Source organism: Microbacterium sp. BF1, assembly GCF_019279095.1.
Lineage (GTDB): Bacteria > Actinomycetota > Actinomycetes > Actinomycetales > Microbacteriaceae > Microbacterium > Microbacterium maritypicum.
In genome coordinates this window covers 1-5,042 of the sequence record NZ_JAGYWT010000167.1, presented here as the reverse complement: position 1 = coordinate 5,042, position 5,042 = coordinate 1, and the positions used below count along the sequence as shown (strand labels likewise).

Here is a 5,042-nt window from a genome sequence, read left to right as displayed (position 1 = left end):
GGCCAGCTCCAGTGGGCCCCGGCGGTGTCGTCCGGCGTCGGGGCTTCGGTCGCGCCGGTGACGGCGGACGGGGACGAGGCGGCGATGACGAACGCCATCACCAGTGTGGAGACGGTTCTGGAGGATGCGCGCATGGCAGGAGTCTCGTCGCTCATGCACGGTCGTTCGCGTACGAAGCGACGTCGGGGCCACCTCTGCGGGACAAGTCAGGCAGGCGAGCGTGAGTGCAGGGTCAGTGGACGCGCGATCCTGTATGCTGGGGGAGCACCTCGAAATCGAGGTGACTACGCGTGCCCAAAGCGATTCAGATCGCGGCATCCATTCCCACAGGTCCTGTTCTTCGAGCGGGCGGGCGTGAGCCGGGCACCAGGAAGTCCGATCATCCGATCGGCTTGCAACCTCAACGGCGCAGGAACGCGCCAGAATAAGGAGACGACCATGGCTGTGGTCACCATCCGCCAGCTGCTCGACAGCGGCGTGCACTTCGGACACCAGACCCGTCGGTGGAACCCGAAGGTCAAGCGCTTCATCCTCACGGAGCGCAGCGGCATCCACATCATCGACCTGCAGCAGTCGCTGGGGTACATCGACAAGGCCTACGACTTCGTCAAGGAGACCGTCGCCCACGGTGGAACGATCCTCTTCGTCGGCACCAAGAAGCAGGCGCAGGAGATCCTCGCAGAGCAGGCGACCCGTGTCGGCCAGCCCTTCGTGAACCAGCGCTGGCTCGGTGGACTCCTCACCAACTTCCAGACGATCTCCAAGCGTCTCGCTCGCATGAAGGAGCTCGAGGAGCTCGACTACGAGACCCCGGCGAACAGCGGCTTCACGAAGAAGGAGCTGCTCCTCAAGAAGCGCGAGCTCGACAAGCTGCACAAGTCGCTCGGCGGTATCCGCAACCTCACGAAGACGCCGTCGGCCATCTGGGTCGTCGACGCCAAGCGCGAGCACCTCGCCATCGACGAGGCCAAGAAGCTCGGTATCCCGGTGATCGGCATCCTCGACACGAACGCCGACCCGGACGACTTCCAGTACCCGATCCCCGGCAACGACGACGCGATCCGTTCCGTCTCGCTGCTGACGCGCATCATCGCTGACGCCGCGGCCGAGGGCCTGCAGCAGAAGCACAACCCGGAGACGGGCGACGCCGAGCCGCTCGCCGACTGGGAGAAGGAGCTCCTCGAGACTCCTGCCCAGGAGGTTCAGGAGTCCGCTGACGCCGCCGAGGTCGTCACCGCAGATGACGCTGCTGCCGTCGTCGAGACGCCCGCCGCCGACGAGACCGCTGCCGACGAGGCCGGTGCTGAGGCTCACGACGAGGCGATCGCCGCCGCTTCCGGTGAGGAGACCGCTGAGGTCGCCGCCGCCGAAGCTGCTGACGCCAAGTAATCCCCTCGTACACACACCTAACGAAGCAAGGAGCCACCACACATGGCCAACTTCACCATCGCTGACCTCAAGGCGCTGCGTGAGCAGCTCGGCACCGGAATGGTCGACACCAAGAAGGCGCTCGAGGAGGCCGACGGAGACGTCGCGAAGGCCACCGAGATCCTGCGTCTCAAGGGTGCGAAGGGCAACGCGAAGCGCGCTGACCGCTCGACCAGCGAGGGACTGATCGTCGCTCGTGAGCAGGATGGCGCTGTGACGCTCATCGAGCTCGCTTGCGAGACCGACTTCGTCGCCAAGAACGAGCGTTTCATCGCGCTGGCCGATAAGGTCGCCGACGCCGCAGCAGCAGTGAAGGCCGACTCGGTCGACGCTGCCCTCGCCGCGACCGCTGGCGACAAGAGCGTCGAGCAGGTCATCTCTGAAGAGGCTGCGATCATCGGCGAGAAGGTCGAGCTGCGCCGGGTGCGCACGATCACCGGCGACAAGGTCGAGGTCTACCTGCACCGCACGAGCAAGGACCTGCCGCCGCAGATCGGCGTCGTCGTCGCCTACTCGGGTGACGACGCGGAGACTGCGCGCAGCATCGCCCAGCACATCTCGTTCGCCAACCCGTCCTACCTGTCGCGTGAGGATGTTCCTGCCGACGCGGTCGAGAAGGAGCGCGAGATCGTCACCGAGATCTCTCGCAACGAGGGCAAGCCGGAAGCGGCTCTCCCGAAGATCGTCGAGGGCCGCGTCTCTGCGTTCATCAAGCAGGTAGCCCTGCTCGAGCAGGACTACGCCAAGGACAACAAGCTCTCTGTCGCCCAGGTGGCGAAGGACGCCGGTATCACCGTGACGGACTTCGCGCGCTTCAAGGTCGGCGCGTAGCAACGTCGAAGGGGTTCGGATCGCGAAGATCCGAACCCCTTCTTCATGCCCCCAAGGCACTATCTTGAATCGGGACGAGAGGACACACCCACCCATGACTGAACGCACCGGACGCCGCCGCGTCCTTCTCAAGCTCTCCGGAGAGGCATTCGGAGCGGGGCAGCTGGGCGTCAGCCCCGATGTGGTGTCCCAGATCGCGCGCGACATCGCGGCCGCCGTCGACCGCGTCGAGGTCGCGATCGTCGTCGGTGGGGGCAACTTCTTCCGCGGAGCCGAGCTGAGCCAGCGCGGTATGGACCGCGGACGCGCCGACTACATGGGCATGCTGGGCACGGTCATGAACGCCCTCGCGCTGCAGGACTTCCTGGAGCAGGCCGGAGCCGCCACCCGCGTGCAGTCGGCGATCTCGATGACGCAGGTCGCCGAGCCGTACATTCCGCGTCGCGCCGAACGCCACCTCGAGAAGGGTCGCGTCGTCATCTTCGGTGCCGGTGCAGGCCTCCCGTACTTCTCCACCGACACCGTCGCCGCGCAGCGCGCTCTCGAGATCGGTGCGGACGAGGTGCTCGTCGCCAAGAACGGCGTCGACGCGATCTACACCGCCGACCCGAACAAGCACGCCGACGCGGAGCGCATCGAGCGCGTGACCTATCGCGACGCCCTGCAGCGCGGTCTCAAGGTCGTCGACTCCACGGCGTTCAGCCTGTGCATGGACAACAGCATGGACATGCGGGTGTTCGGCATGGAGCCGGCGGGCAACGTGACCCGTGCGCTTCTCGGCGAGCCGATCGGAACCCTCGTCACCGCCTGAGCGTGTGACACGGCGGAGACGACTTCGCCCGATAGAATTTGAATAACACCCCGACGATAGGAGTCACCGTGATCGCGGACGTCCTCGCTGAAACCACCACTCGTATGAACCGGGCGGTCGAAGCTGCCAAGGAGGACTTCTCCACGGTGCGCACCGGTCGTGCGAACCCGCAGATGTTCCAGAAGGTCCTCGTGGACTACTACGGCACTCCCACCCCGATCGCGCAGCTCGCTTCACTGGCGAACCAGGAGGCACGCACGCTCATCATCACGCCGTACGACAAGTCGGCGCTGAAGGCGATCGAGCAGGCGATCCGCGACATGCCGAACCTCGGTGCCAATCCCACGAACGACGGCAACCTCGTTCGCGTGACGATTCCGGAGCTCACGGCGGAGCGTCGCAAGGAGTACGTCAAGCTCGTCAAGACCAAGGCCGAGGACGCGAAGGTCCACGTCCGCGGCATCCGTCGCAAGGCGAAGGACGAGCTGGACGCGCTCAAGAGCGAGCTCGGCGAGGATGAGATCGCGCGCGGCGAGAAGGAGCTCGACGTCCTGACGCGTCAGCACGTCGAGCTCATCGATGACGCGCTGAAGCGCAAAGAGGCAGAACTCCTCGAGGTGTAGTCAGGATGTCTGACGAAACGCGAGATGCCGAGGACGACAAGCCGTTCACGCGTCACGACGCGCACGACGGCCTGCCGTCCGACAGCGTCCCGCTCGGGGACGAGGCATTCCCGTCCTTCGACGCCGCCGCCGTTCCTCCGCGCCCCCCGCTGCCGGTGTCTCCGGATGGTTCGGCAGCGGGTCACGCCTCCCCATTGGACACGGCGGATCACAATGCGATCCGCGAGCAATGGCGTGCGGCGCGGGATGAGCTGGGCACCCATGTCTCCCACGCGCGCGACCAGCTCGACCAGGCGAACGAACGCATCAAGGAGCGCACGGGGCGGGATCTGATCCTCGCGATCCTGATCGGTCTCGCGTTCGGCGCTGCGCTGCTCGGATCGCTGCTGTTCCTGAAGGTGCTGTTCGTGCCGTTCGCCCTCGCGGCCACACTGCTGGGCGTCTACGAGCTCTCCAGAGCACTGCGGAGCTCCGGCCGGCGGGTCGACGTGGTGCCGCAGCTGATCGCAGCCGCCTTCCTCGTGCTGTCCGCCTACTTCGCCGAGCCCTGGCTGTGCTGGGTCATGCTCTTCGTCTCGGTGGCTTTCGTCATCGTCTGGCGCCTCATCGCACAGATGGTCGAGAGGGACGGCCGTACCTACGGCGACGTGCTCGCCGACGCGGTGATCAGCGTCTTCGTCCAGGTGTACGTGCCCTTCCTCGCAGGCATCGCGCTCATCCTCCTCAAGCAGGAGGGTGGACAGTGGTGGGTGCTCGGGTTCATCGCGATCGCCGTCGCCGCCGATACGGGCGCCTATGCTGCGGGCCTGGCGTTCGGACGTCACCCCATGGCACCGAAGATCAGCCCGAAGAAGACCTGGGAGGGCTTCGGCGGTGCCGTCGTCGCCTCACTCGCGGTGGGTGTGGTGCTGGCGCTCTTCCTCCTGGAGCTGCCGTGGTGGTGCGGACTGATCTTCGGCGCGTCTATCCTCTTGTCCGCGACGCTCGGAGATCTCGGCGAGTCGATGCTCAAGCGCGACCTCGGCATCAAGGACATGAGCTCCTGGCTGCCGGGGCACGGCGGGCTGCTCGACCGTCTCGACAGCATCCTGCCCTCGACGATTCCCGCGCTCTGCCTGTACTTCCTCTTCTCTCCTTGGGTGGTTCTGTGATGAACGATGACGAGCTCGACGTGCAGACGACACAGGCACCGCCTGTGTCGTCTGCACGTCGAGCTCGTCATCCATGATGCGCACCTCGACGCCTTCGACGAGTGGATCGACGTGCTTCGCCGCTGGTTATCTCGCGATCAGGCCAGCGACTCGCGGACCAGTGTCCGCTGAGGTTGTTAGCTGCGGCGACGTGGTCGA

The 5,042-nt window shown here is 65.8% G+C and carries 5 protein-coding genes; all 5 read left to right on the top strand.

What is annotated here, in order from left to right; all coding sequences use genetic code 11:
• The first annotated feature begins 438 nt into the window (after positions 1 to 438).
• The 5 genes from rpsB (at position 439) to KZA10_RS07790 (ending at position 4,844) form a co-directional block, all read left to right on the top strand.
• Positions 439 to 1,389, top strand: coding sequence for a 30S ribosomal protein S2 (gene rpsB / locus KZA10_RS07810; RefSeq protein WP_017830713.1), 951 nt, complete (start codon positions 439 to 441; stop codon positions 1,387 to 1,389).
• Positions 1,390 to 1,431: 42 nt separating this feature from the next.
• Complete coding sequence (gene tsf, locus KZA10_RS07805; RefSeq protein WP_055868491.1) at positions 1,432 to 2,259, top strand: translation elongation factor Ts; 828 nt, start codon at positions 1,432 to 1,434, stop codon at positions 2,257 to 2,259.
• Between the two features lie 94 nt (positions 2,260 to 2,353).
• Positions 2,354 to 3,070, top strand: coding sequence for a UMP kinase (pyrH, locus tag KZA10_RS07800; RefSeq protein ID WP_017830711.1), 717 nt, complete (start codon positions 2,354 to 2,356; stop codon positions 3,068 to 3,070).
• 68 nt (positions 3,071 to 3,138) lie between these two features.
• Entirely contained in the window at positions 3,139 to 3,693 is a 555-nt protein-coding gene (gene frr, locus KZA10_RS07795; protein ID WP_141385996.1) for a ribosome recycling factor, read from the top strand.
• A 5-nt stretch (positions 3,694 to 3,698) separates the two neighbouring features.
• A complete protein-coding gene (locus KZA10_RS07790) occupies positions 3,699 to 4,844 on the top strand; it encodes a phosphatidate cytidylyltransferase (RefSeq protein ID WP_218682580.1) in 1,146 nt (381 codons plus the stop codon).
• Positions 4,845 to 5,042: the final 198 nt, after the last annotated feature.